We start from the raw sequence: 21874 nt of genomic DNA, 5'->3' as shown, positions 1-21874 counted from the left end.
TCAGCGCGTCACCCCTCGTTGCCCAGCGCAGCAGAGGGGTTTTTTGTTGCGAGGGCGAGGCCGAGCCTGCTCGGTGGTCCGGAGGGAAGAGGAACGAGGAAGAGGCAGATGAGCGAGCAGATCACCGGGGCCCAGAGCCTGGTCACGTCGCTGGAGGCGGCCGGCGTCACCGACATCTTCGGCATCCCCGGCGGGGCGATCCTCCCGGCGTACGACCCGCTGATGGACTCGACGATCCGGCACATCCTGGTGCGCCACGAGCAGGGCGCCGGCCACGCCGCGCAGGGGTACGCCGCGGCGACCGGGCGCGTCGGCGTCTGCATGGCGACCTCGGGTCCGGGAGCGACCAACCTGGTCACGCCGATCGCCGACGCCCACATGGACTCCGTGCCGATCGTCGCCGTCACCGGCCAGGTCGGCGCCTCCGCGATCGGGACCGACGCGTTCCAGGAGGCCGACATCCGCGGCATCACGATGCCGATCACCAAGCACAACTTCCTGGTCACCGACCCCGACGAGATCCCTCGCCGGATCGCGGAGGCCTTCCACATCGCCAGCACCGGCCGCCCCGGCCCCGTGCTGGTCGACATCGCGAAGTCGGCGCTGCAGTCGATGACGACGTTCGCGTGGCCGCCCGAGCTGCACCTGCCGGGCTACCGCCCCGTCACGCGGCCGCACTCCAAGCAGATCCGCGAGGCCGCGCGGCTCATGCTCGAGTCGCGCCGTCCGGTGCTCTACGTCGGCGGCGGCGCGGTCCGCGCCGCCGCGTCGAAGGAGTTGCGTGAGCTCGCCGAGCTGACCGGCATGCCGGTCGTCACCACGCTGATGGCCCGCGGCGCCTTCCCCGACAGCCACCCGCAGCACCTCGGCATGCCCGGCATGCACGGCACCGTCGCCGCGGTGGCGGCGTTGCAGAAGAGCGACCTGATCATCAGCCTCGGCGCCCGTTTCGACGACCGGGTCACCGGCAACCTCGACTCGTTCGCGCCCGGCGCCAAGGTGATCCACGCCGACATCGACCCGGCCGAGATCGGCAAGAACCGGCACGCGGACGTGCCGATCGTCGGCGACGTCCGCGAGGTGCTCGTCGACCTGCTGGTGGCGCTCAGGAGCGACGCCGAGCAGGGTCGCACCGGCGACTACGAGGGGTGGGTGAGGTTCCTCGAGGGCGTCCGCGACACCTACCCGCTCGGCTACGACAAGCCCGACGGCTCGCTGGCGCCGCAGTACGTCATCGAGCGCCTCGGCGCCATCGCCGGCCCCGACGCGATCTACACCTCGGGCGTCGGCCAGCACCAGATGTGGGCCGCGCACTACGTCGGCTACGAGCAGCCGCGCAAGTGGATCAACTCCGGCGGCCTCGGCACCATGGGCTTCGCGGTGCCGGCGGCCATGGGCGCGCAGGTCGGCTGCCCCGGTGAGGTGGTCTGGGCGATCGACGGCGACGGCTGCTTCCAGATGACCAACCAGGAGCTCGCCACCTGCGCGATCAACAACATCCCGATCAAGGTCGCGGTGATCAACAACGAGTCGCTCGGCATGGTGCGGCAGTGGCAGACGCTGTTCTACAACCAGCGCTACTCCAACACCGACCTGCACTCCAAGCGGATCCCCGACTTCGTCAAGCTCGCCGACGCCTACGGCTGCGTCGGGCTCGCGTGCGACAGCCCCGACGACGTCGACGCGACGATCACCAAGGCCATGGAGATCAACGACGTTCCGGTCGTGGTCGACTTCCGGGTCCACCGCGACGCGATGGTCTGGCCGATGGTCGCCGCCGGCACCAGCAACGACGAGATCAAGTACGCCCGCGACCTCGCCCCCCAGTTCGACGAGGACGACCTGTGAGCATCCACACGCTGTCAGTCCTGGTCGAGAACCAGCCCGGTGTCCTCGCGCGCATCGCAGGGCTCTTCAGCCGGCGGGGCTTCAACATCGAGTCGCTCGCGGTCGGCCCGACCGAGCACACCGAGATCTCGCGGATGACGATCGTGGTCAACGTCGAGGACTCGCCGCTCGAGCAGGTCACCAAGCAGCTCAACAAGCTGGTCGAGGTCATCAAGATCGTCGAGCTCGACCACGAGGCGTCGGTGCACCGCGAGCTGGTGCTGGTCAAGGTCGCTGCCACCGCCGAGACCCGCGGCCAGATCCTCGACGTGGTCCAGCTGTTCCGGGCCAACGTCGTCGACGTCGCCACCGACGCGGTCACCATCCAGGTGATCGGCAACGCCGCCAAGATCGCCGACGTGCTCCGGATCCTCGAGCCCTACGGCATCCGTGAGCTCGTCCAGTCCGGGATGGTCGCGATCGGCCGCGGCTCCCGCTCGATCTCCGAGCGCTCGCTGCGCCCGGTCGCCGTACCGACCCCGCCGGCGGTCGGGTAGGCAGTTTCACCGGGTACCCGGTGAAACTGCCGCTGCCCGCACGGAGTTCCATCCGGGAAGCGCCAGTTTCGTACCACCAGTCCGTTGAAGACCCTGCAACGCAACCAGAAGGAGCAGCCCCGTGGCTGAGATGTTCTACGACGACGACGCCGACCTGGCCCTGATCCAGGGCAAGAACGTCGCGGTGATCGGCTACGGCAGCCAGGGGCACGCGCACGCGCTGTCGCTGCGCGACTCCGGGGTCGACGTCCGCGTCGGTCTCCAGCCGGGCTCGAAGAGCCGCGAGAAGGCCGAGGCCGAGGGGCTTCGCGTCCTCACACCGCGCGAGGCGGCCGAGGAGGCGGACGTCATCGTGATCCTCGCGCCCGACCAGCACCAGCGGAAGCTGTACGCCGAGGAGATCGAGCCCGAGCTCGCGGCTGGCGACACCCTGGTCTTCGGCCACGGCTTCAACATCCGCTTCGGCTACATCACCCCGCCCGAGGGCGTGGACGTGTTCATGGTCGCCCCCAAGGGGCCGGGTCACCTCGTGCGCCGCGAGTACGTCGACGGCCGCGGCGTCCCCGTGCTCGTCGCGGTCGAGAAGGACGCGTCCGGCAGCACCTGGCCGCTCGCGCTGTCCTACGCCAAGGCCATCGGGGGCCTCCGCGCCGGCGGCATCAGGACGACGTTCACCGAGGAGACCGAGACCGACCTGTTCGGCGAGCAGGCCGTCCTCTGCGGTGGCGCGAGCCAGCTGGTGATGTACGGCTTCGAGGTCCTCACCGAGGCCGGCTACCAGCCCGAGGTCGCCTACTTCGAGTGCCTCCACGAGCTCAAGCTGATCGTCGACCTCATGTACGAGGGCGGCATCGCCAAGCAGCGCTGGTCTGTCTCCGACACCGCGGAGTACGGCGACTACGTCTCCGGCCCGCGGGTGATCGACGAGCACGTGAAGGAGAACATGAAGCAGGTGCTCGCGGAGATCAAGGACGGCTCCTTCGCGGCCCGCTTCATCGCCGACCAGGACGCCGGCTCGCCGGAGTTCACGAAGTTCCGCGAGCAGGCCGAGCAGCACCCCATCGAGCAGACCGGCCGCGAGCTCCGCAAACTGATGGCGTGGGTGAAGTCCCACGACTCCGACTACGTCGAGGGGTCGTCGGCCCGCTGACATGGAGATCCTGGAGGCGGGCTTCAGCGGCGCCGAGGGTGCCGTCTTCGTCGTCGTCGTCGGCGGCCGCCGGATCGAGCTGCCGTGGGTGGAGTACGCCTCGCTGCGCGACGGGATCCTGGTCCTCGAGTCCGCGTCACCGGGGTCGGGCTCGGCCCCGGTGACGTGGGTGCGCGTCTGGGACCAGGCCTCGTGGCAGCTCTCGCTCGGCGAGGAGGCCAACGCCGCACCGGCCGGCCGGCGGGTGCGCGCACCCGAGCCGGAGGCCGAGGGCTGACGGGCTCCCCGTCGGGATGTGGAAGCTGGCTGTTCGCAACCGTGCGGGCAGCCGCTTTCCTCAGCTCGACGCGAGCCGGGCCGGGCAGCGGTCCCACTCGCGGAGCACCCAGCGCGCCCACTCGGCCTCGGCGACGTTCCGGACGTGGATGCCGTCCTGGAGCAGGCCCGGGTGCGCGCGGACGTACGCCGGCCAGTCCGCCACGCAAATGTGCCGACGGGCGGCCGCGAGCGAGCGCATCCACCCACCCACGTGCTGCGACCACGCCGAGACGACGACCGGGTCGCTGGACGTCTCGACGTACGGCGCCACGAGCAGGAGCGGGGTGCGGGCGGGCAGTCCGCGCAGTGCCGCGGCGAGGTCGCGGCGGCGGTAGCCCTGCGCGGGGTTGGTGCCCAGCTCGACGACCAGGCCGTCGGGCTCGCCGTGCTGCGCGCGGAACGCCGCGAGCCGGTGAGCGAGCTCGGTGGGGCGCCGGGCCGGCTCGCCGTCGACGGTCAGCCGGGGGCGGAGACGGGCCAGCTCGTCGCTGCCGCGCCAGGTCAGTGAGTCCCCGACCACGAGCGTGCCGCCCGCGGTCCGATCGGCTCGAGCCGCCTCTCGCTGAGCCACGGCGACCTCGTGGGCGAGCGTCGTGCCGCGCGCGGCGGCCCGCTGGGTCAGTGCCTCGGCCCGCGCCCGCGTCAGGCACTCGTCGTAGCGCCCCTCGGTCTCCGACAGCACGACGTAGACCGTCGCCGGCCGCGTGCACTGCGGCGCGTCGCGCACGGCCGAGAGCGAGCGGTCCGGCTCGGACGCGCAGTAGTTGACGGCGGCGATCCATCGGCGGTGCAGGGCGCGGCACTGGCGGACGGGCACGGTCGCGGCGTACCCGTAGCCACGCGGCTGCCCCGCGAGGGCGCACGCCTCCGCGCCGGCCACCTTCCGCCACGGCACCGCGCCCCGCACGCACCGCTCGCGCGCACACCCGAGTGCGGGCGCGTGGTCACGCCCCAGGAGGGCGCACTCGCCCGCGCGAAGGGTGCGGTCGTAGGCGCTGCCGCTGTCGGCGACCGCGGTCCCCGTGCCGGGCGCCAGGCTCGTCACCGGCAGCCACGCCTCGACGCCGGCCACGAGCAGCACGCCGAGCACGAGCACCGCGAGGCGCAGAGCGCGCGGACGTGCGTACGGCATGACGAATGACCCCGTGTGGTTGCTTCCCCCGAGCCGCGGACGTCGGCGGCTCCCTCCGTCGTCACGGTAGGAGCGGGAGGCGGCGCGCGCGGCGGATCAGCGGGATTGGGGCCGATCGGCCGCCGCTGGTCCAGAAGGGTGGTCGCGCGACTTGACGCGTGACCGGGGCGCGACGGGCGCGCTACCGGAGCCGGACGGGCGCGGACGTCGAGCCGGCGACGTTGTTGCGGGCCGTTACGACGGCCCGCAGCCGCTGGCCCGGACGGCCGTCGACGCGGGCGACCGCGCGACCGTGGGTGGCGGTGAGCGCGAGCCCGCGGACCCGCTTCCAGGTGCCGGAGACAAGTCGCTCGAGCCGGACCTGGACGCCGTTCGCGCGGCCGAAGCCGCGCTCGGTCTCCTTGCGGACCTTGGCGGTGAGCAGGTAGCGGCCGTGACCGAGCGACGTCGTTGACAGGGTCGTGCGGGTGGCCGCGGGGCGCACCTCGAACGACGTCTCCGGGAGGGCGAACGGCAGCTGCACGACGGGCAGCAGCTCGTAGAAGCCCGTGGCGCGGACCGTGTAGGTGCCGGCGGGCTCGGAGCCGCAGAACGTGACCTCGACCGTGCCGCTGGTGGTCGGGTTGGTCGACGAGTTGATGACCGTCCCCTCGGAGGTCCGGCCGAGCGGGTCGGCGACCTGGACCTCGAGCCGCCACAGCAGCGTGCCCGGGCTGACCGCCAGGTCGTAGGAGATCGGGTGCCGCTGGCAGTGGTCGAGGAGCACGACGTCCTGGGTCGACGTCGTCCCGGTCACGTCGGCCGAGGCCGGAGCGGCGATCGCGAGCGACGTGGCGGCGAGCGCGACGGGAAGGATCAGGCGGGGGAGGGACAGCACCGCTCGACCGTAACCACGTGAGCGACAGCGTCGCGTCCGCCCACGGGCGGAGCCGGCGCGGATGTGACCGACGCCGCACCTGCCGGTGCACGGACGTGCGAGGACCCCCGGATCGGCGGGCTCCGGGGGTCCTGCGGCAGGTGCTACTTGACCTCCGAGCGCATCACCATCACCAGGCCGACGGCCAGGGGGACGACGAGCCAGATCAGGCCGGCCGTGCCGAGCTGCGCCCACTGCGTAGAGGTGAGCTGTCCGTCGTACAGCTCGCCCTGCGCCCAGTTGAAGTCGAGCCACGGACGCAGGTCCTCCCACCACTGCTGGAAGTTGCCGAGCACCATCGAGAGGGTCGGGAGCACGAACGAGTAGACGACGAACCCGACGATCGCGCCGGGGGAGTTGCGGATGAGCACGCCGAGCATGAAGCCGATCAGCAGGTTCAGCACGTTGGCGAGGACCAGCATGGTGATCTGGTTGGCGGAGATGTCCCAGACGGTGTCGACGCCGGCGATGGCCGAGCCGACGATGTTGCCGAGCGCGCCGATGGCGAGCGCGACCCCGATGGAGACCGCGCCGATGGCTATCGCGACGACCATCTTGGCCCGGATCACCCGGCCGCGGTGCGGCACCAGCGTGAACGTCGTGAGCCCGCTGCGCTGGCTCCACTCGCTGGTGACCGACAGGATCGCCATCACCGGGAGCAGCAGCGTCATCGGTACGCCGATCGCCGCGCCGAAGTTGTCGTAGGTCATCGCGCTGTCAGGCGCGAAGAGGATCACCGAGGCGGTCGCGATGAGCGCCGTGCCGGCCATCGACATGATGAGCCAGAAGCCCGCGCGGGTGTTGAACATCTTGACCAGCTCGACCGTCATCAGGCGGCTGAACGGGATCGGCGCGGGTGCGGTGCGGGCCGCCCGCGCCGGGGCGCGGTCGAGGTCTTCCACCGTGGTGGCGGTCATGCTGCTGCTCCTTCTCTGGACGTGTCTGCGGTGAGCTCGAGGAACATCTCCTCGAGGCCGGCGCCGTCGGCGGCGCGCAGCTCGGTGAGGGGTACGCCGGCCGCGAGCGCGACCTGGCCGACCAGGTCGGCCTCTGCCTCGGCGCGCAGGGCGTCGCGGCCGGAGGCGACGGCGGTGACGCCGCGCTGCTCCAGGGCCTGGGCCAGCTCCTCGATCGCGGTCGAGCGCACGAGGGTGCCGGCGGAGGCGAGCAGCTCGGCCTTGGTGCCCTGCGCCACGATCCGGCCCTGGCCGATGACCACCAGGTCGTCGGCGATGACCTCGATCTCGTGGAGCAGGTGCGAGGAGAGCAGCACGGTGCCGCCCTTGTTGGCGAAGCCGCGGAGCAGGTCGCGCATCCAGCGGATGCCGGCCGGGTCGAGGCCGTTGGCCGGCTCGTCGAGGATGAGCACCTCGGGGTCGCCGATCAGCGCGGTCGCGATGCCGAGCCGCTGGCGCATGCCGAGCGAGTAGTTCTTGACCCGGCGCTCGGCCTCGGTGCCGGTCAGCGAGACCAGGTCGAGCAGCTCGTCGACCCGGCTCATCGGCAGGCCCATCGTGCGCGCGGCGACCCGGAGCGTCTCGCGGCCGGTGCGGCCGGCGTGCTGGGCGGACGCGTCCAGGAGGACGCCGACCTCGCGGCCGGGGTTGGGGAGGTCGGCGTACTTCCGACCGAGGACGGTGGCGGACCCTGAGGTCGCCGGTGTCAGACCCACCATCACGCGCATGGTGGTCGACTTCCCGGCGCCGTTCGGACCGAGGAACCCGGTCACGCGGCCCGGCTGGGCGGAGAAGGTGACGTCGTCCACGGCCCGGAGGCCGCCGTACGTCCTGGTGAGTGCGGTCACGTCGATCATGGGTCAACCGTCGCTCCCACCCCGGCCTCCCCACATCGGGGAGCGGTCCCCACCGACCCCTTGCCGGACCCTGACCCACCCTCAGGGGTGACCCCGGCAGGGGGGAACACGGTGAGCGGGTCGGTGGTTGAGACGGTCGTGCAGATCGAGATCTGGTCCGACGTCGTGTGCCCGTGGTGCTACATCGGCAAGCGGCACCTGGAGGCGGCGCTGTCGACGTTCGAGCACCGCGACGACGTCGAGGTCGTCTACCGGTCCTTCGAGCTCGACCCGTCGGCGCCCGAGGTGCCGGTCGAGACGACGGTCGAGTCGCTGGCGCGGAAGTTCGGCACCGACGTGGCTGGCGCCCGCGAGCTGATGGCGCGCGCCGACGGGGTCGCCGCCTCGGTGGGGCTGGAGTTCCACCATGCCGACGCGCCGCACGCCCGCACCGTGACCGCCCACCGGCTGCTGCACCTCGCGGCCGCCGAGGGCCGCCAGGCCGAGCTGAAGGAGGCCCTGCTCGCGGCGTACTTCTCCCGCGGCGAGAACGTCGGCGACCACGCCGTGCTGCGCTCGGTCGCCGTCGGCGCCGGCCTCGACCCGGCCCGCGTCGACGAGGTGCTGACGAGCGATGAGTACGCCGACGCGGTGCGCGCCGACATCGACCAGGCCCGCGCCTACGGCGCCACCGGGGTCCCGTTCTTCGTCGTCGACCAGAAGTACGGCGTCAGCGGCGCTCAGCCGACCGAGGTCTTCGAGCAGCTCCTTGAGCGCGCCTGGGCCGACGCGCACCCGGTCGTCGAGCTCGTCGGGGGACCGGGCGCCGACGCCTGCGGGCCGGACGGCTGCGCCATTTGACGATCTGACCCGGGCTGCCCCCACGAAACTGGCGCTGGCGGTAAGGAGTTCCATCCGGTCAGCGCCAGTTTCACCGGGTACCCGGTGAAACTGCCCCCAGCTGAGGCGAACCTCACCTAGGTTAGCCAAGCCTAAGTTCAGGCGCGTACAGTCAGCCCCGTGCTCGCCAACTACCTGATCGGCCTCCGCGAGGGCCTCGAGGCTGCGCTCGTCGTCAGCATCCTCGTCGCCTACCTCGTGAAGTCCGAGCGGCGACACCTCCTCCCGCGCATCTGGCTGGGCGTCGGGCTCGCCGTGGCCGTGAGCCTGGCCTTCGGCGCGGCGCTGACCTTCGGCCCGCGCGGCCTCACGTTCAAGGCCCAGGAGGCCATCGGCGGCAGCCTCTCGATCGTGGCCGTCGCGTTCGTGACCTGGATGATCTTCTGGATGGCCCGCGCCGCCCGCAGCCTGGGCGGCGAGCTGCGCGGCCGGATCGACGTCGCCGCCGAGGGCAGCCGCTGGTCGCTCGGCGTGGTGGCCGCGCTGGCGGTCGGCCGCGAGGGCCTCGAGACCGCGCTGTTCCTCTGGGCGGCGACCAAGGCCGGCACCCGCGAGACCGTCGGCTCGGTGACCCCGACGTGGGAGCCGCTGCTCGGTGCCGCGCTCGGCATCGCCACCGCCGTGCTGCTCGGCTACCTGATCTACCGGGGCGCCGTGCGCATCAACCTCACCAGGTTCTTCACCTGGACCGGCGCGTTCCTGATCCTCGTCGCCGCCGGCGTGCTCGCCTACGGCATCCACGACCTGCAGGAGGCGCGCTTCCTGCCAGGGCTCGGCAACCTGGCCTTCGACGTGTCCGACACCGTCGACATCAACAGCTGGTACGGCTCGCTCCTCAAGGGCATCTTCAACTTCAGCCCCGCCACCACCAAGCTCGAGGCGGCCGCGTGGCTCCTCTACGCGATCCCGGTGATGGTGCTCTTCCTGGTCGGCGTCCGGCGTCGTACGACGACCGCCGGCGCGCCGGGCTCGGCGGCCCCCACGGGCTCGCGCCGCACCCCCGCCACCCACTGACTCCCGTCACACCCGAGAAAGAGCAGACACCCATGCGCAAGACCCTTGTCGTGACCGCGCTCGCGGTCGCGGTGCCGTTCCTCGCCGCGTGCACCGAGAACGCCGACAGCAGCGACGGAGCCGCCGACGGCGGCAACCCGCGGGCCCTCAGCGTCGAGTCGAGCGACGACGCGTGCAAGGTCTCGGCCGCCGAGGCGCCGGCCGGCACCTTGACCTTCGACGTGACCAACACCGGGTCGCAGGTCACCGAGTTCTACCTGCTCGGCGACGACGGGCTGCGCATCGTGTCCGAGGTGGAGAACATCGGGCCCGGCCTCAACCGCGAGATGACCGTCAACGCGCCCGCCGGCTCCTACTTCACCGCCTGCAAGCCGGGCATGAAGGGCGAGGGCATCCGCGCCGGGTTCACGGTCACCGACTCCGACGACGAGCCGACGACCAGCGCCGACGAGCAGCAGCTCATCGACCAGGCCGTCTCCAACTACGCGGCCTACGTCCAGGACCAGTCCGACCAGCTGCTCGCCAAGACCGAGCAGTTCGTCGACCTCTACAAGGCCGGCGACGACGACGCGGCACGCACGCTCTACCCCGACGCGCGCACCCACTGGGAGCGCATCGAGACCGTGGCCGAGTCGTTCGGCGACCTCGACCCCAAGCTCGACCTCCGCGAGGCCGACCTCGAGCCCGGCCAGGAGTGGACCGGCTGGCACCGCCTCGAGAAGGACCTCTGGCCCCAGCGCGCCGAGGACTACACGCCGCTCACCACCGAGGAGCGCGCGACGTACGCCGACGACCTGCTCGCCAACACCCAGACCTTGCACGAGCGGGTCGGCGAGCTGACCTACACCGTCGACCAGATCGCCAACGGCTCGCGCGGGCTGCTGGAGGAGGTCGCCCTCGGCAAGGTCACCGGCGAGGAGGAGTACTGGTCGCACACCGACCTCTGGGACTTCCAGGCCAACGTCGACGGCGCCCGGGTGGGCTACGAGGGCGTCAAGCCGATCCTCGAGCAGAAGGACCCGCAGCTCGCCGGTGAGCTCGACGCGCGGTTCGCCGACCTCCAGGCGCTGCTCGACGCCCAGCGCGCCGGCGACGGCTTCAAGACCTACGACCAGTTGACCCCCGACGAGGTCAAGCAGCTCTCCGACGCGGTCAACGCCCTGTCCGAGCCGCTCTCCAAGCTGACGGCGGCCGTGCTGTCCTGATGGCCCGCCAGGTCTCCCGACGCTCGCTCCTCGGCGGTGGCGCTGCCGCCGCCGGGGTCGCGGGCGCGTTCGTCGTCGGCCGCGCGAGCGAGGGCGCGCCTGCGGAGCACGCCGCCCGCCCCGCGACGTACGCCTTCCGCGGAGCCCACCAAGCCGGCATCACCACCCCGGCCCAGGACCGCCTGCACTTCGCCGCCTTCGACGTCACGACCGACGACCGCGACGCCCTCGTCGACCTGCTGAAGAAGTGGACCGACGCGGCCGAGCGGATGACCCAGGGCAAGCCGGCCGGCACCGTCGGCCCGGTCGAGGGCGCCACCAACGTGCCGCCCGACGACACCGGCGAGGCGATCGGCCTGTCGCCGAGCGGGCTGACGATCACCTTCGGCTTCGGCCCCACGCTCTTCCGCACCGACGACGGGCACGACCGGTTCGGGCTGGCCGACCGGCAGCCCCGGGCGCTCCGCACCCTCCCGCACTTCCCGGCCGACAACCTCGACCCGATGCGGTCCTACGGCGACCTCTGCGTGCAGGCCTGTGCCGACGACCCGCAGGTGGCGGTGCACGCGATCCGCAACCTCGCGCGCATCGGCTTCGGCACCGTCTCTGTCCGGTGGTCGCAGCTCGGCTTCGGCCGCACCTCGACCACGTCGGTCGACCAGTCGACGCCGCGGAACCTGTTCGGGTTCAAGGACGGCACGATGAACATCAAGGCCGAGGAGACCTCCGACGTCGACGCGCACGTCTGGGTCGGTGCCGACGACGACACGAAGGCCTCGTGGCTCGCGGGCGGCTCCTACCTCGTGGCCCGCCGGATCAACATGACCATCGAGGTCTGGGACCGGCAGCCGCTCGGCGACCAGGAGGCGTTCATCGGGCGGAGCAAGGACACCGGCGCGCCGCTCTCGGGCGGCTCCGAGCACGCCGAGCCCGACTTCGACATGCCCGGCAGCGGCGGCCTGCCGATCATCGCGCCCGACTCGCACGTGCGCCTGGTCCACCCCGACTTCAACGGCGGGGCCCGCATGCTCCGGCGCGGCTACAACTTCGTCGACGGCAGCAACTCCCTCGGCGGCCTCGACGCCGGGCTGTTCTTCCTCGCGTTCGTGCGCGACCCCGACACCCACTTCATCCCGATCCAGACCAAGATGGCCGCCAACGACGCGCTGATGGAGTACCTCAAGGTCAACGGCTCCGCGCTCTTCGCCGTCCCGCCCGGCACGAAGGCCGGCGAGTTCGTCGGACAATCGCTCTTCTCCTGACCGTTCGCCTCGGGACGCGGTCGGGCACCGGGGTCGGGTGCAGACGTTCCTCCCGTACGCCGACTTCCGCCGTTCGGCCGAGGTCCTCGACGCCCGGCGCCTCGGCAAGCAGCGGGTCGAGGGACTGCAGATCATCCGCGGCCTGACGATCCCGACCTACGGCTGGCGGCACCACCCGGCGGTCAAGATGTGGCGCGGCCACCTCGAGGCCCTCGGGCGCTACACGCTGACGACCTGCGAGGTCTGGGTGGCCGAGGGCCGTGCCGACACGGTCGAGGCGACGGTGCGCTTCGAGCTGGCCGAGCAGGGCATCACGGAGATCCGCGACCAGTCGGCGCTCGCCACCGCGGGCACGCTGCCGCCGTGGCTGGGCGACGAGGCGTTCCACCTCGCGCACCGCTCCGCGCTGCTGCGCAAGGACCCCGATCACTACGGCGAGGTCTTCGCCGGCGTGCCAGACGACCTGCCCTACCTCTGGCCGGCGCCCCTCACACCGGGCTGATCCAGGCTGAGCTCCAGCGTGCGGTCGACGCCGACGTCCTGGAGGAACCCCGCGTCGTGGCTGACCACCAGGAGCGCGCCGCGGTAGGCCGCCAGCGCGGCGACCAGGGCGTCGTACGACGCGAGGTCGAGGTTGTTCGTCGGCTCGTCGAGCAGCAGCAGCTGGGGGGCCGGGTCGGCCAGGAGCAGTGCCGCCAGGGTCGCGCGGAACAGCTCGCCGCCCGACAGCGTGCTCACCAGCTGCTCGGCGGCCGCTCCGCGGAACAGGAAGCGCGCGAGCTGCGCGCGGACCACCGTCGGCTCGACCGCGGGCGCGCGCGCCGCGACGTTGTCGACGACCGAGCGCTCCGGGTCGAGCACGTCGAGCCGCTGGGGGAGCAGGGCGGTCGGCACGTGGGTGCGGACCGACCCGGAGCGCGGCGCGAGCGCGCCCGCCACCGTGTCGAGGAGCGTGGTCTTGCCGGCGCCGTTCGGGCCCACGACCGCGACCCGGTCGGGCCCGCGAAGGTCGAGCTCGACGGGCGCACCCGTGCGGATGACGAGGGAGTCGGTGGTGAGCACGACCCGACCCCGCGGCACCTCGGTCGCCGGGAGGTCGACACGGATCGTGCGGTCCTCGCGCAGCCGCGCCTCCGCGTCGTCGAGCCGGGCCTTCGCGCCCTCCAGACGGTCGTCGTGGGTCCGGCGGTAGGACGCCGCGTGCTTCTCCGACCGGTTCTTGTAGAAGTCCCGGGCGCCCTTGCCCATGTTGCTCCTGACGGCGTTGCGCTCACCCTGCCGCTTGCGCTGGGCGATCAAGCGCTCGGCCTCCTGGCGGTCGGCGCGCTGCCGGCGCACGTCGGCCTTGGCAGCGGTCACCGCCTGCTCGGCGGCCTCCTGCTCCGCGGCCACCTGCTCGACGTACGACGAGAAGCCGCCGCCGTACCACCGCACCGCGCCGCCGCGGAGCTCGCCGACGCGGTCGACGCGCTCCAGGAGCTCGCGGTCGTGGCTGACCACGAGGAGCGTCCCCGGCCAGGAGCCGAGCACGTCGTGCAGGCGCGAGCGCGCGGCCGCGTCGAGGTTGTTGGTCGGCTCGTCGAGGAGGAGGACGTCGGGGCGCTCGAGCAGCAGGCGGGTGAGCCCGAGCCGGACCACCTCGCCGCCGGACAGCTCGCCCAGGCGGCGGTCGAGCACCGACCCCGGCAGCCCCAGGCGCTCGAGCTCGGCGACCGCGCGCTCCTCGACGTCCCACTGGTCGCCGACGGCTTCGAGGTCCGCCGGGTCGCCGGAGCCGGCGTCGAGGGCACGCAGCGCGCGCAGCGCCGGGCCGATCCCGAGCACGTCGTCGACGCGCCGCGAGCGGTCGAGGGTGAGGTCCTGCGGCAGGTAGCCGACCTCACCGGCGACCGAGACCGAGCCCGAGGTCGGGCGCAGGACGCCCGCGGCGAGCTTGAGCAGCGTCGACTTGCCGGACCCGTTGGCGCCGACGAGCCCGGCACGGCCGGGCGAGACGAGCAGGTCGAGCCCGTCGAACGCGACGGTGCCGTCGGGCCAGGCGAGGCCGACGTCCGAGAACGACAGGACGGAGGTGAGCGGAGCGGACACGGTGACTCCTCGGGGCTTCCCACGAGCAGGGCGGACAGGGCGGTCACCGGTTCACTCCACGTCACCACCGTAGGCGGACCACCGGGCAGACGCACCCGCATTCCGGGCCGCCCGAGGGGTAGTGTGAGCGGTCGCACAGCGTGGTGCGCCTCTGCTCCCGACCCGCGAGGACATCGCTGTGACTGACAAGCCGGTCGTGCTGATCGCCGAAGAGCTCAGCCCGGCCACGATCGACGAGCTCGGTCCCGACTTCGAGATCCGCCACTGCAACGGCGCCGACCGCGCCGAGCTGCTGGCGGCGCTGCCGGAGGCGGACGCGCTGCTGGTCCGCAGTGCCACCGCCGTCGACACCGAGGCCCTGGCCGCCGCCGCGCGGCTCAAGGTGGTGGCCCGCGCCGGCGTCGGCCTCGACAACGTCGACGTGCGTGCCGCGACCCAGTCCGGCGTGATGGTCGTCAACGCGCCGACGTCCAACATCGTCTCGGCCGCGGAGCTCGCCGTCGCGCTGATGCTCGCGGCGGCCCGCAACGTCAGCCCGGCGCACGCGGCGCTCCGCCAGGGCGAGTGGAAGCGCTCGAAGTACACCGGCATCGAGCTCTACGAGAAGACCGTGGGCATCGTCGGCCTCGGCCGGATCGGCGTCCTCGTCGCGCACCGCCTCGCGGCGTTCGGCATGGACGTCATCGCCTACGACCCCTACGTCCAGGCCGGCCGCGCCGCGCAGATGGGTGTGCGCCTCGTCGACCTCGACACCCTGCTGTCCGAGTCCGACTTCATGTCCGTGCACCTGCCCAAGACCCCCGAGACGGTCGGCCTGATCGGCGACGCCGAGCTGCACAAGGTGCGCCCCCACCTCGTGCTGGTCAACGCCGCCCGCGGCGGGATCGTCGACGAGGGCGCGCTCTACGCCGCGCTCAAGGAGGGCCGGATCGCCGCCGCCGGGCTCGACGTGTTCGCGAAGGAGCCGTGCACCGACAGCCCGCTCTTCGAGCTCGAGAACGTCGTCGCCACCCCCCACCTCGGGGCGTCCACCGACGAGGCCCAGGAGAAGGCCGGGCTCGCGGTGGCGCGGTCGGTGCGGCTCGCACTGTCGGGCGAGCTCGTGCCAGACGCGGTCAACGTGCAGGGCGGCCTGATCGCCGAGGACGTCCGTCCCGGCATCCCGCTGACCGAGAAGCTCGGCCGCATCTTCACGGCGCTGGCCGGCGAGGTCGCCCAGCAGGTGGACGTCGAGGTCCGCGGCGAGATCACCGACTACGACGTCAAGGTGCTCGAGCTCGCGGCGCTCAAGGGGATCTTCATCGACGTGGTCGAGGACCACGTGTCCTACGTCAACGCCCCGCTGCTCGCGGCCGAGCGCGGCACCGCCGTCCGCCTGGTCACCGACCCGGAGAGCGCCGACCACCGCAACCTCATCACCATCCGCGGCACGCTCGCCGACGGCAGCCAGGTCTCGGTCAGCGGCACCCTGGTCGGCATCCACCAGCGCGAGCGGCTGGTCGAGGTCAACGGCTACGCGGTCGACCTCGAGCCGACCGAGCACCTGGCGTTCTTCGGCTACGAGGACCGGCCGGGCATGGTCGGCACGGTCGGCGGCATCCTCGGCGCCGCGGGCGTCAACATCGCCGGCATGCAGGTCGCCCGCGACACCAAGGGCGGGATGGCCCTGGTCGCGCTGTCGGTCGACTCCGCGATCCCGGCCGACACCCTGCTGGAGATCGAGAACGCGATCGACGCGGTCCAGGTGCGCGCCGCCGACCTGGTCTGAGCGATGAGCCGGCGCCCGACCGCTGCGGCGCGGGGCCTGGCGGTGGCCCTGCTGCTCGGTGGCGTGATCTCCGGGTGCGGCACGAGCACGCCCGAGCGGGCGGACGAGGACGCGCGGCTCGACTGCGGCCGCCCGGTCCTCAAGCCCGACGGGTCCGCCTGGACGTGCGAGTTCGCCGACGACTTCGACGGCGACGCCCTCGACACCACGCACTGGACCGTCCTCTCCAGCCTCGCGAGCGGCTACCGCAACGGGCCGGAGTGCTACCTCGGCGACGAGAGCCCGCTGGGCGCGGACGACGTCACCGTCGCCGGCGGTGCGCTGCACCTGACCGCGAAGGCGCTCGACCACGAGGTCGTCTGCCCGTCGCTGAGCGGCGACTTCCCCTCGCGCTGGACCGGTGCGTTCGTGACGACGTACGGCAAGTACACGACGACGTTCGGCCGGGTCGAGGTGCGCGCGGCGTTCCCCGACGTCGACGTGCCCGGGGTGCACGCCGCTCTGTGGCTGTGGCCGCAGGACCTCGCCTACGGCTCCGAGGCCACCGGCGAGATCGACCTGGCGGAGTACTTCTCGCTGTATCCCGACCGGGCCGTCCCCTTCCTGCACTACCAGCCGGCCGTGCCGGACGGGTCGAACACCAACAACCTCTGCCTGCTCGACGACCCGAGCTCGATGCACAGCTACGTCATCGAGTGGGAGCCCGGGCACGTGCGCATCGCGTACGACGGCGAGGTGTGCGTCGACCACGACATCGTGCCGTCGCCGCCATTGACCGGTTCGCAGCCGTTCGACCAGCCGTTCACGCTCAACCTGACCCAGGCGCTCGGGGTGGGGAGCAACGCGTTCGGCGAGCAGACGCCGCTGCCGGCGACGACCACGGTGGACTACGTGCGGGTCTGGAGCTGACGCGCCGTATCCTCGTGCCCCGTGCGCAGACGACTCCTGACGATCGCAGCGGTGACCTTGCTCGGCCTCTCCCTTGCCGCGTGCGGCGACGACGCCGACAGCGACGAGGGCACCGCGAAGGACCCGGCGCCGACCTCGGCGTCGGCCGAGGCCGGCGCGCTGCCCGACTGGGCGCCGAAGATCATCACCGACGACGACGACAACGTGACCGGGCTCGACTTCTCCGACGTCGGCGAGCCGAGCGACGAGCTCCAGGTCGCGCAGGTCACCACCGGCACGGGTGCGCCGGTGGAGCAGGGCCAGACGATCACCGCCGACTACTTCGGGCAGCTCGCCGACCAGACCGAGCCGTTCGACGAGAGCTTCAGCGGCGAGCCGTTCCAGGCACCGATCGGCGTGGGCTCGCTCATCCCCGGCTGGGACCAGACGATCGTCGGCGTCCCCGTCGGCAGCCGGCTCGTGATGTCGATCCCGCCGGACCTCGGCTACGGCGAGTCCGGCTCCGGCCCGATCCCCGGCGGCGCGACGCTCTACTTCGTCGTCGACATCATCGACGCGCAGTAGGCCGGCTCGTCAGGCCACCATCACCCGCCCGGCGGACCTGCTCGCCGGTGCCTGCCGGGCGGTGACGACCTCCCACGCCGCGGCGATGCGGGCGACCGCCCGATCGAGCTCCTCCACGCGACGGGTGTAGGGGACCCGGACGAACCGGTCGAGCCCGCCGTCCGGCGCGAACACCGGCCCCGGCGCGATGATCACGCCGTGCCGCTCGGCCTCCTCGGCGAGCGCGATCCCGAGACCGCGGCCGGGACCGCCACCGGGCCCGGGCAGCTCGCACCACAAGGAGAGCCCGCCGGCCGGCACCCGGAACCGCCAGCCGGGCAGCGCCGCGCCGAGGCCGGCGACCAGTGCGTCGCGCTGCTCGCGGAGGTGGGCGCGGTGCTCGCGCAGGATCGGCTCGTGGTCGGTGAGGAGCCGCAGGACCGCGAGCTGCTCCATGACCGGCACGCCCAGGTCGAGGGTGACGCGGGCCCTGGTCAGCTGCTCCATCAGGCCGAGGGGTGCGCGGACCCAGCCGACCCGCAGGCCGCCCCAGAAGCCCTTGCTGGTGCTGCCGACGGTCACCGCGTCGGGGGCGTGGGCCGCGAACGGCCGCGGCAGCTCCTGTCCCTCGAGGGCGAGCATCACGTGGGACTCGTCGACGATCGGCGTGACGTGGCCGCGGCGCAGGTCGGCGGCGTACCGCTCGCGCTCCTCGTCGCTCATCAGGAGGCCGGTCGGGTTGTGGAAGTCGGGGATCAGGTAGGCCAGCCGGGGCGTGACCTGGCGCAGCCGGGCGGCGGTGGCGTCGAGGTCCCAGCCGTCGGGGTCGACCTCGGTGGTGACCAGCCGGGCGCCGGCGCTGCGCAGCCGCTCGGCGGCGTTGGGGTAGCCGGGCACGTCGACCAGCACCCGGTCGCCCCTGCCCGTCAGCGCCTGGGCCACGATCGAGACGCCCGACAGCGCACCCGGCGTGACCATCACCTGGGCTGGGTCGGTCGGCAGCCCGCGGGCGTCGTACAGAGCCGCGATCGCGGCCTGGAGCTCGGGCAGGCCGGCCGGGAAGTAGCCGTGGCCGCCGAGGTAGGCCGGCAGCATGGTCGCCGCCTCGGCGTACGCCGTGGCGATCTGGGGCGGCGCGAACGGCGCCGCGCAGTTGAGGTCGATGGCGTCCCGGTCGTCCTGGCCCGGGAGCAGCGCCCGGTCGTGCGCGCGCGACGGGCCGCCCGGGACCCGGGTGTAGGTGCCCGAGCCGCGCCGCGCCTCGGCGTACCCGCTGTCGCGGACGGCGGCGTAGGCGCGGGTGACGGTCGTGCGCGAGACGCGGAGCGCCTCGGTCAGCTCGCGCTCGCTGGGCAGCCGGGCTCCGGCCGCGATGCGGCCGTCGCCGATGAGCAGTACCAAGGCGTCCGCGAGGCCGGCGTACGCGGGGCAGCGGTCGAACCCGTCGACCAGGGTGGCCACCCGGCGTGCGCTGATGGAGCGGTCCATGCAGGCCACTGTCGCACGATTGGCTATTTTGTCCAAGGCCACTTCAGGTCAGGATGGTCGGGTGACCAGCACCGCCCTGCCGCGCCCCGCGCGCGCCCTCGTCGACCTCGGCCCGATCGCGCAGCTGCGTGCGGGGCGGCTGGGGCGCCGGCTTCCGCAGCTGTACGCCGGGCTCGTGCTCTACGGCCTGTCGATCGCGATGATGGTCACCGCCGACCTGGGCGTGGCGCCCTGGGACGTGCTGCACACCGGCCTCGCGAGCCACCTGCCGATCTCGATCGGCGAGGCGCTCGTGATCGTCAGCTTCCTGGTCATGCTGCTGTGGATCCCGCTGCGCGAGGTGCCGGGCATCGGCACGATCTCCAACGCCGTCGTGATCGGCGTCGCGGCCGACGCGTTCCTGGCGGTCCTCGACCAGCCCGGCTCGACGTGGCTGCGCGGGGTGCTCATGGTCGGCGGGGTCGTGGTCTGCGGGCTCGCGACCGCGATGTACATCGGCGCCCAGCTCGGCCGCGGCCCCCGCGACGGCCTGATGACCGGCTTCTCCCGCCGCACCGGCCTCTCCCTGCGCCTGGTCCGCACCCTCCTGGAGGTCACCGTCGTCGCGATCGGCCTCCTCCTCGGCGGCGTCGCCGGCGTCGGCACCGTCCTCTACGCCCTCGCCATCGGCCCCCTCACCCAGGCCATGCTCCCCACCTGGATCGTCGAGGTCCGCCGAGTCGGCGTTGCTGCTGACGAGTAACCGGCCGAGTCGGCGTTGCTGCTGATGAGTAACCGGTCGAGTCGGCGTTACTGATGAGCAGTAGCGACGACTCGGCAACAAGGCAGGGGTCCCGGACGACCCTCAGCGCTTGGTGGCGATGATGGTGGAGGCGTCGGGGGCGACCATCACCTCGACGGCGGTGAAGCGGTCGTCGGTGAGCCAGTGCTCGCGGAGGGTGTCGACGCGGCCGTGGGTGATCGGGGGCCAGAGCTCGCAGGGCGTGAAGTCGTCGAGCACGACGATGCCGCCGTCCTCGACCAGGTCGGCGATCGCGTCGACGGAGACGACGGAGGGCTCCTCGGAGTCGAGGAACAGCAGCGAGTAGGGGCCGCGGTCGAGCAGTGTCGACCAGTCGGCGGCCAGCACCTCGACCTGGTCGTCGTCGCGGAAGATCTCGGCGGCCGCCTCGGCGAGCTTGGGGTCGAGCTCGGCGGTGACGATGCGGGCCTTCTCGCTGCCCTTGTGGCCGCGTACGCCGGACCGCAGCCACGCCGTACCGACGCCGCAGCCGGTGCCGAACTCGGCCATCGTCCCGTCGCGGGTCGCGGCCAGCATCGCGAGCAGCCGCCCGGTCTCGTTGCGGCAGAACGAGACGTAGCCGGCCCGGCGGGACACGTCGAAGGCCCGGTTGACGATGTCCGGCAGGGAAGGCGGGTGGCTCACGTTGCGAGTCTTTCATCTCGGGACGGTCGTCTCGCATGGCGAACAGACTTCGATATCCGGTGCCATGCGATCCGCGGACGTCCTACCATCAGATCACCATGCGGAGCGTGTTCGTACTCATCGAGCGCCGCGGCGAGGCCTGACGAGAGGCCACCTCGCCGCGGTGGTCGGCGTTGCGTGGCCTCTCATCCCAGCTCCATCGAGCTACCAGGTCGAGACGCCCCCGCGACGCGGACACCCGGCACCGCCGGCGTGACCCGCCAGCAGCACGGCTCCTCCCTCGTGTGATCCACGAGTCGGTACGTCCCCGTCGCGGGGCGTCCTCGGCCACCGACCGACAGCACACGTTCGACTTCACGAGGAGAAGCTCCGATGTACGACATGTATCCCGACTGGGGACCGGCCAGCCACCACCCCGACAACCCGCGCAGCGCGGAGAACACCAACGCCGCCGTCCAGGCCTCGCTCGACCTGCGGGACAACGGCGGCCAGCGACCCGACGACAACTAGCGTTCCCGGCATGACGTCACTGCGGCTCGCGGTCATCCCCGGCGACGGAATCGGTCCCGAGGTGACCGCCGAGGCGCTGAAGGTGCTCGAGGCGGCCGCTCCGGCCGGGGTGAAGTTCGAGCAGACGACCTACGACCTCGGCGCCGAGCGCTACCTCGCCACCGGTGAGGTGCTGCCCGACTCCGTGCTCGCCGAGATCCGGGAGCACGACGCGATCCTGCTCGGCGCGGTCGGGGGCAGGCCGAACGACCCCGACCTGCCGCCCGGGATCCTCGAGCGCGGCCTGCTGCTGCGGCTGCGCTTCGAGCTCGACCACTACGTCAACCTGCGGCCCTCGCGCATCTACCCCGGTGCGACCTCGCCGCTCGCGGCGCCCGGCGACGTCGACTTCGTCGTGGTCCGCGAGGGCACCGAAGGCCCCTACACCGGCAACGGCGGCGCGCTCCGGGTCGGCACCCCGGCCGAGATCGCCACCGAGGTCTCGGTCAACACGGCGTACGGCGTGGAGCGGGTCGTGCGCGACGCGTTCGCCCGCGCTCAGCGCCGGCCGCGGAAGAAGCTGACGCTGGTCCACAAGACCAACGTGCTGGTCAACGCCGGCTCGCTGTGGTGGCGGCTGGTGCAGGAGGTCGCTCCGGAGTTCCCCGACGTGACCGTCGACTACATCCACGTCGACGCCGCGATGATCTTCCTGACCACCGACCCGTCCCGCTTCGACGTGATCGTCACCGACAACCTCTTCGGCGACATCATCACCGACCTGGCGGCCGCCATCACCGGCGGCATCGGGCTGGCGGCGTCCGGCAACGTCAACCCCGACCGCACCTCGCCCAGCATGTTCGAGCCGGTGCACGGCTCGGCCCCCGACATCGCCGGCCAGCAGAAGGCCGACCCGACCGCGGCGATCCTGTCCGTCTCGCTGCTGCTCGACCACCTCGGCCACGCCGAGGCGGCGGCCGCCGTCGAGCGCGCGGCCGTCGAGGACCTGGCGGCGCGAGTACCCGGGGCGGTCCGGCGTACCGCCGAGGTCGGCGACGCGATCGCGTCGCGCCTCACCTAGGCCACGGCC

General features: G+C 72.5%; 22 protein-coding genes. 15 read left to right on the top strand and 7 right to left on the bottom strand.

Annotation, left to right across the window (positions count from 1 at the left end):
* The first annotated feature begins 108 nt into the window (after nt 1-108).
* The 4 genes from G514_RS0115005 (at nt 109) to G514_RS0114990 (ending at nt 3811) form a co-directional block, all read left to right on the top strand.
* Nucleotides 109-1848 carry an acetolactate synthase large subunit gene (locus G514_RS0115005; RefSeq protein ID WP_028652422.1) on the top strand — a complete coding sequence of 580 codons (1740 nt, stop codon included), beginning with the start codon at nt 109-111 and terminating at the stop codon, nt 1846-1848.
* Nucleotides 1845-2384 (top strand): acetolactate synthase small subunit, encoded by a 540-nt coding sequence (ilvN, locus tag G514_RS0115000; protein WP_028652421.1) that lies wholly within the window; start codon nt 1845-1847, stop codon nt 2382-2384. Before G514_RS0115005 ends, ilvN begins: the two co-directional genes overlap by 4 nt.
* A 121-nt stretch (nt 2385-2505) precedes the next feature.
* Nucleotides 2506-3534 carry a ketol-acid reductoisomerase gene (gene ilvC / locus G514_RS0114995; protein WP_028652420.1) on the top strand — a complete coding sequence of 343 codons (1029 nt, stop codon included), beginning with the start codon at nt 2506-2508 and terminating at the stop codon, nt 3532-3534.
* 1 nt (nt 3535) lies between these two features.
* Nucleotides 3536-3811, top strand: coding sequence for a hypothetical protein (locus tag G514_RS0114990; protein ID WP_028652419.1), 276 nt, complete (start codon nt 3536-3538; stop codon nt 3809-3811).
* 60 nt (nt 3812-3871) lie between these two features.
* Here the strand turns inward: G514_RS0114990 and G514_RS0114985 are convergent, their stop codons facing one another.
* The 4 genes from G514_RS0114985 to G514_RS0114970 form a co-directional block, all read right to left on the bottom strand.
* The gene (locus G514_RS0114985; protein WP_028652418.1) at nt 3872-4984 is read right to left on the bottom strand and encodes an SGNH/GDSL hydrolase family protein; all 1113 of its coding nucleotides are present in this window, start codon (nt 4982-4984) and stop codon (nt 3872-3874) included.
* Nucleotides 4985-5165: 181 nt separating this feature from the next.
* On the bottom strand, nt 5166-5861 hold the full coding sequence (locus G514_RS0114980) for a hypothetical protein (protein WP_028652417.1): 696 nt from the start codon (nt 5859-5861) through the stop codon (nt 5166-5168).
* Nucleotides 5862-6004: 143 nt separating this feature from the next.
* Nucleotides 6005-6817: an ABC transporter permease subunit gene (locus G514_RS0114975; protein ID WP_028652416.1), complete on the bottom strand. Its 813-nt coding sequence runs from the start codon at nt 6815-6817 to the stop codon at nt 6005-6007.
* Nucleotides 6814-7713 carry an ABC transporter ATP-binding protein gene (locus tag G514_RS0114970; RefSeq protein ID WP_028652415.1) on the bottom strand — a complete coding sequence of 300 codons (900 nt, stop codon included), beginning with the start codon at nt 7711-7713 and terminating at the stop codon, nt 6814-6816. Before G514_RS0114970 ends, G514_RS0114975 begins: the two co-directional genes overlap by 4 nt.
* Nucleotides 7714-7824: 111 nt before the next feature.
* Between G514_RS0114970 and G514_RS0114965 the strand changes: the two genes are divergently transcribed.
* The 5 genes from G514_RS0114965 to G514_RS0114945 all read left to right on the top strand — a co-directional run bounded on the left by G514_RS0114965 (nt 7825) and on the right by G514_RS0114945 (nt 12575).
* A complete protein-coding gene (locus G514_RS0114965) occupies nt 7825-8553 on the top strand; it encodes a DsbA family oxidoreductase (RefSeq protein ID WP_245582229.1) in 729 nt (242 codons plus the stop codon).
* A gap of 159 nt (nt 8554-8712) precedes the next feature.
* On the top strand, nt 8713-9606 hold the full coding sequence (gene efeU, locus G514_RS0114960) for an iron uptake transporter permease EfeU (RefSeq protein WP_028652413.1): 894 nt from the start codon (nt 8713-8715) through the stop codon (nt 9604-9606).
* A gap of 32 nt (nt 9607-9638) precedes the next feature.
* Nucleotides 9639-10811, top strand: a complete 1173-nt coding sequence (gene efeO, locus G514_RS0114955) for an iron uptake system protein EfeO (RefSeq protein ID WP_028652412.1) — start codon at nt 9639-9641, stop codon at nt 10809-10811.
* A complete protein-coding gene (gene efeB / locus G514_RS0114950) occupies nt 10811-12073 on the top strand; it encodes an iron uptake transporter deferrochelatase/peroxidase subunit (protein ID WP_036564973.1) in 1263 nt (420 codons plus the stop codon). Before efeO ends, efeB begins: the two co-directional genes overlap by 1 nt.
* 37 nt (nt 12074-12110) lie before the next feature.
* The gene (locus G514_RS0114945) at nt 12111-12575 is read left to right on the top strand and encodes an MSMEG_6728 family protein (protein WP_028652410.1); all 465 of its coding nucleotides are present in this window, start codon (nt 12111-12113) and stop codon (nt 12573-12575) included.
* Here the strand turns inward: G514_RS0114945 and G514_RS26955 are convergent.
* Nucleotides 12542-14161 (bottom strand): ABC-F family ATP-binding cassette domain-containing protein, encoded by a 1620-nt coding sequence (locus G514_RS26955; RefSeq protein WP_036564970.1) that lies wholly within the window; start codon nt 14159-14161, stop codon nt 12542-12544. The two genes, G514_RS0114945 and G514_RS26955, sit on opposite strands and share 34 nt — an antisense overlap.
* A 178-nt stretch (nt 14162-14339) precedes the next feature.
* Here G514_RS26955 and serA point away from each other — a divergent pair, with 178 nt between their 5' ends.
* Genes serA through G514_RS26950 form a run of 3 tightly spaced genes read left to right on the top strand, consistent with a single transcriptional unit; the run spans nt 14340 to nt 17402 of the window.
* Entirely contained in the window at nt 14340-15929 is a 1590-nt protein-coding gene (gene serA, locus G514_RS0114935; RefSeq protein WP_028652409.1) for a phosphoglycerate dehydrogenase, read from the top strand.
* Nucleotides 15930-15932: 3 nt separating this feature from the next.
* Entirely contained in the window at nt 15933-16838 is a 906-nt protein-coding gene (locus G514_RS0114930) for a glycoside hydrolase family 16 protein (RefSeq protein WP_028652408.1), read from the top strand.
* Nucleotides 16839-16859: 21 nt separating this feature from the next.
* A complete protein-coding gene (locus tag G514_RS26950) occupies nt 16860-17402 on the top strand; it encodes an FKBP-type peptidyl-prolyl cis-trans isomerase (protein ID WP_084152132.1) in 543 nt (180 codons plus the stop codon).
* Nucleotides 17403-17411: 9 nt separating this feature from the next.
* On the opposite strand, the gene yczR is transcribed toward G514_RS26950, so the two are convergent.
* Nucleotides 17412-18869, bottom strand: coding sequence for a MocR-like transcription factor YczR (gene yczR, locus G514_RS0114920; protein ID WP_028652407.1), 1458 nt, complete (start codon nt 18867-18869; stop codon nt 17412-17414).
* Nucleotides 18870-18930: 61 nt separating this feature from the next.
* Here yczR and yczE point away from each other — a divergent pair, with 61 nt between their 5' ends.
* A complete protein-coding gene (gene yczE, locus G514_RS0114915) occupies nt 18931-19611 on the top strand; it encodes a membrane protein YczE (RefSeq protein WP_028652406.1) in 681 nt (226 codons plus the stop codon).
* A gap of 102 nt (nt 19612-19713) precedes the next feature.
* Here the strand turns inward: yczE and G514_RS0114910 are convergent, their stop codons facing one another.
* Complete coding sequence (locus tag G514_RS0114910; RefSeq protein ID WP_028652405.1) at nt 19714-20295, bottom strand: O-methyltransferase; 582 nt, start codon at nt 20293-20295, stop codon at nt 19714-19716.
* Nucleotides 20296-20667: 372 nt separating this feature from the next.
* Between G514_RS0114910 and G514_RS30365 the strand changes: the two genes are divergently transcribed.
* Together G514_RS30365 and G514_RS0114900 are read left to right on the top strand one after the other, a co-directional pair.
* A complete protein-coding gene (locus tag G514_RS30365; RefSeq protein WP_157544835.1) occupies nt 20668-20805 on the top strand; it encodes a hypothetical protein in 138 nt (45 codons plus the stop codon).
* A 10-nt stretch (nt 20806-20815) separates the two neighbouring features.
* Complete coding sequence (locus G514_RS0114900) at nt 20816-21865, top strand: 3-isopropylmalate dehydrogenase (protein WP_028652404.1); 1050 nt, start codon at nt 20816-20818, stop codon at nt 21863-21865.
* The last annotated feature ends 9 nt before the right edge of the window (nt 21866-21874 follow it).

The organism is Nocardioides halotolerans DSM 19273 (assembly GCF_000422805.1).
Taxonomy (GTDB): domain Bacteria; phylum Actinomycetota; class Actinomycetes; order Propionibacteriales; family Nocardioidaceae; genus Nocardioides; species Nocardioides halotolerans.
Note: the sequence above shows the minus strand (reverse complement) of the source record. Positions and strands in the feature narration are given on the sequence as shown.

What these genes read in the sequence shown, in the direction of transcription:
- efeB (WP_036564973.1), top strand. Translation starts at nt 10,811, where the DNA reads ATGGCCCGCCAGGTCTCCCGACGCTCGCTCCTCGGCGGTGGCGCTGCC.
- G514_RS0114975 (WP_028652416.1), bottom strand. Translation starts at nt 6,817, where the DNA reads ATGACCGCCACCACGGTGGAAGACCTCGACCGCGCCCCGGCGCGGGCG.
- G514_RS0114930 (WP_028652408.1), top strand. Translation starts at nt 15,933, where the DNA reads ATGAGCCGGCGCCCGACCGCTGCGGCGCGGGGCCTGGCGGTGGCCCTG.
- G514_RS0114970 (WP_028652415.1), bottom strand. Translation starts at nt 7,713, where the DNA reads ATGATCGACGTGACCGCACTCACCAGGACGTACGGCGGCCTCCGGGCC.
- efeO (WP_028652412.1), top strand. Translation starts at nt 9,639, where the DNA reads ATGCGCAAGACCCTTGTCGTGACCGCGCTCGCGGTCGCGGTGCCGTTC.
- G514_RS30365 (WP_157544835.1), top strand. Translation starts at nt 20,668, where the DNA reads ATGTACGACATGTATCCCGACTGGGGACCGGCCAGCCACCACCCCGAC.
- G514_RS0114985 (WP_028652418.1), bottom strand. Translation starts at nt 4,984, where the DNA reads ATGCCGTACGCACGTCCGCGCGCTCTGCGCCTCGCGGTGCTCGTGCTC.
- yczR (WP_028652407.1), bottom strand. Translation starts at nt 18,869, where the DNA reads ATGGACCGCTCCATCAGCGCACGCCGGGTGGCCACCCTGGTCGACGGG.
- G514_RS0115005 (WP_028652422.1), top strand. Translation starts at nt 109, where the DNA reads ATGAGCGAGCAGATCACCGGGGCCCAGAGCCTGGTCACGTCGCTGGAG.
- G514_RS0114900 (WP_028652404.1), top strand. Translation starts at nt 20,816, where the DNA reads ATGACGTCACTGCGGCTCGCGGTCATCCCCGGCGACGGAATCGGTCCC.
- G514_RS0114990 (WP_028652419.1), top strand. Translation starts at nt 3,536, where the DNA reads ATGGAGATCCTGGAGGCGGGCTTCAGCGGCGCCGAGGGTGCCGTCTTC.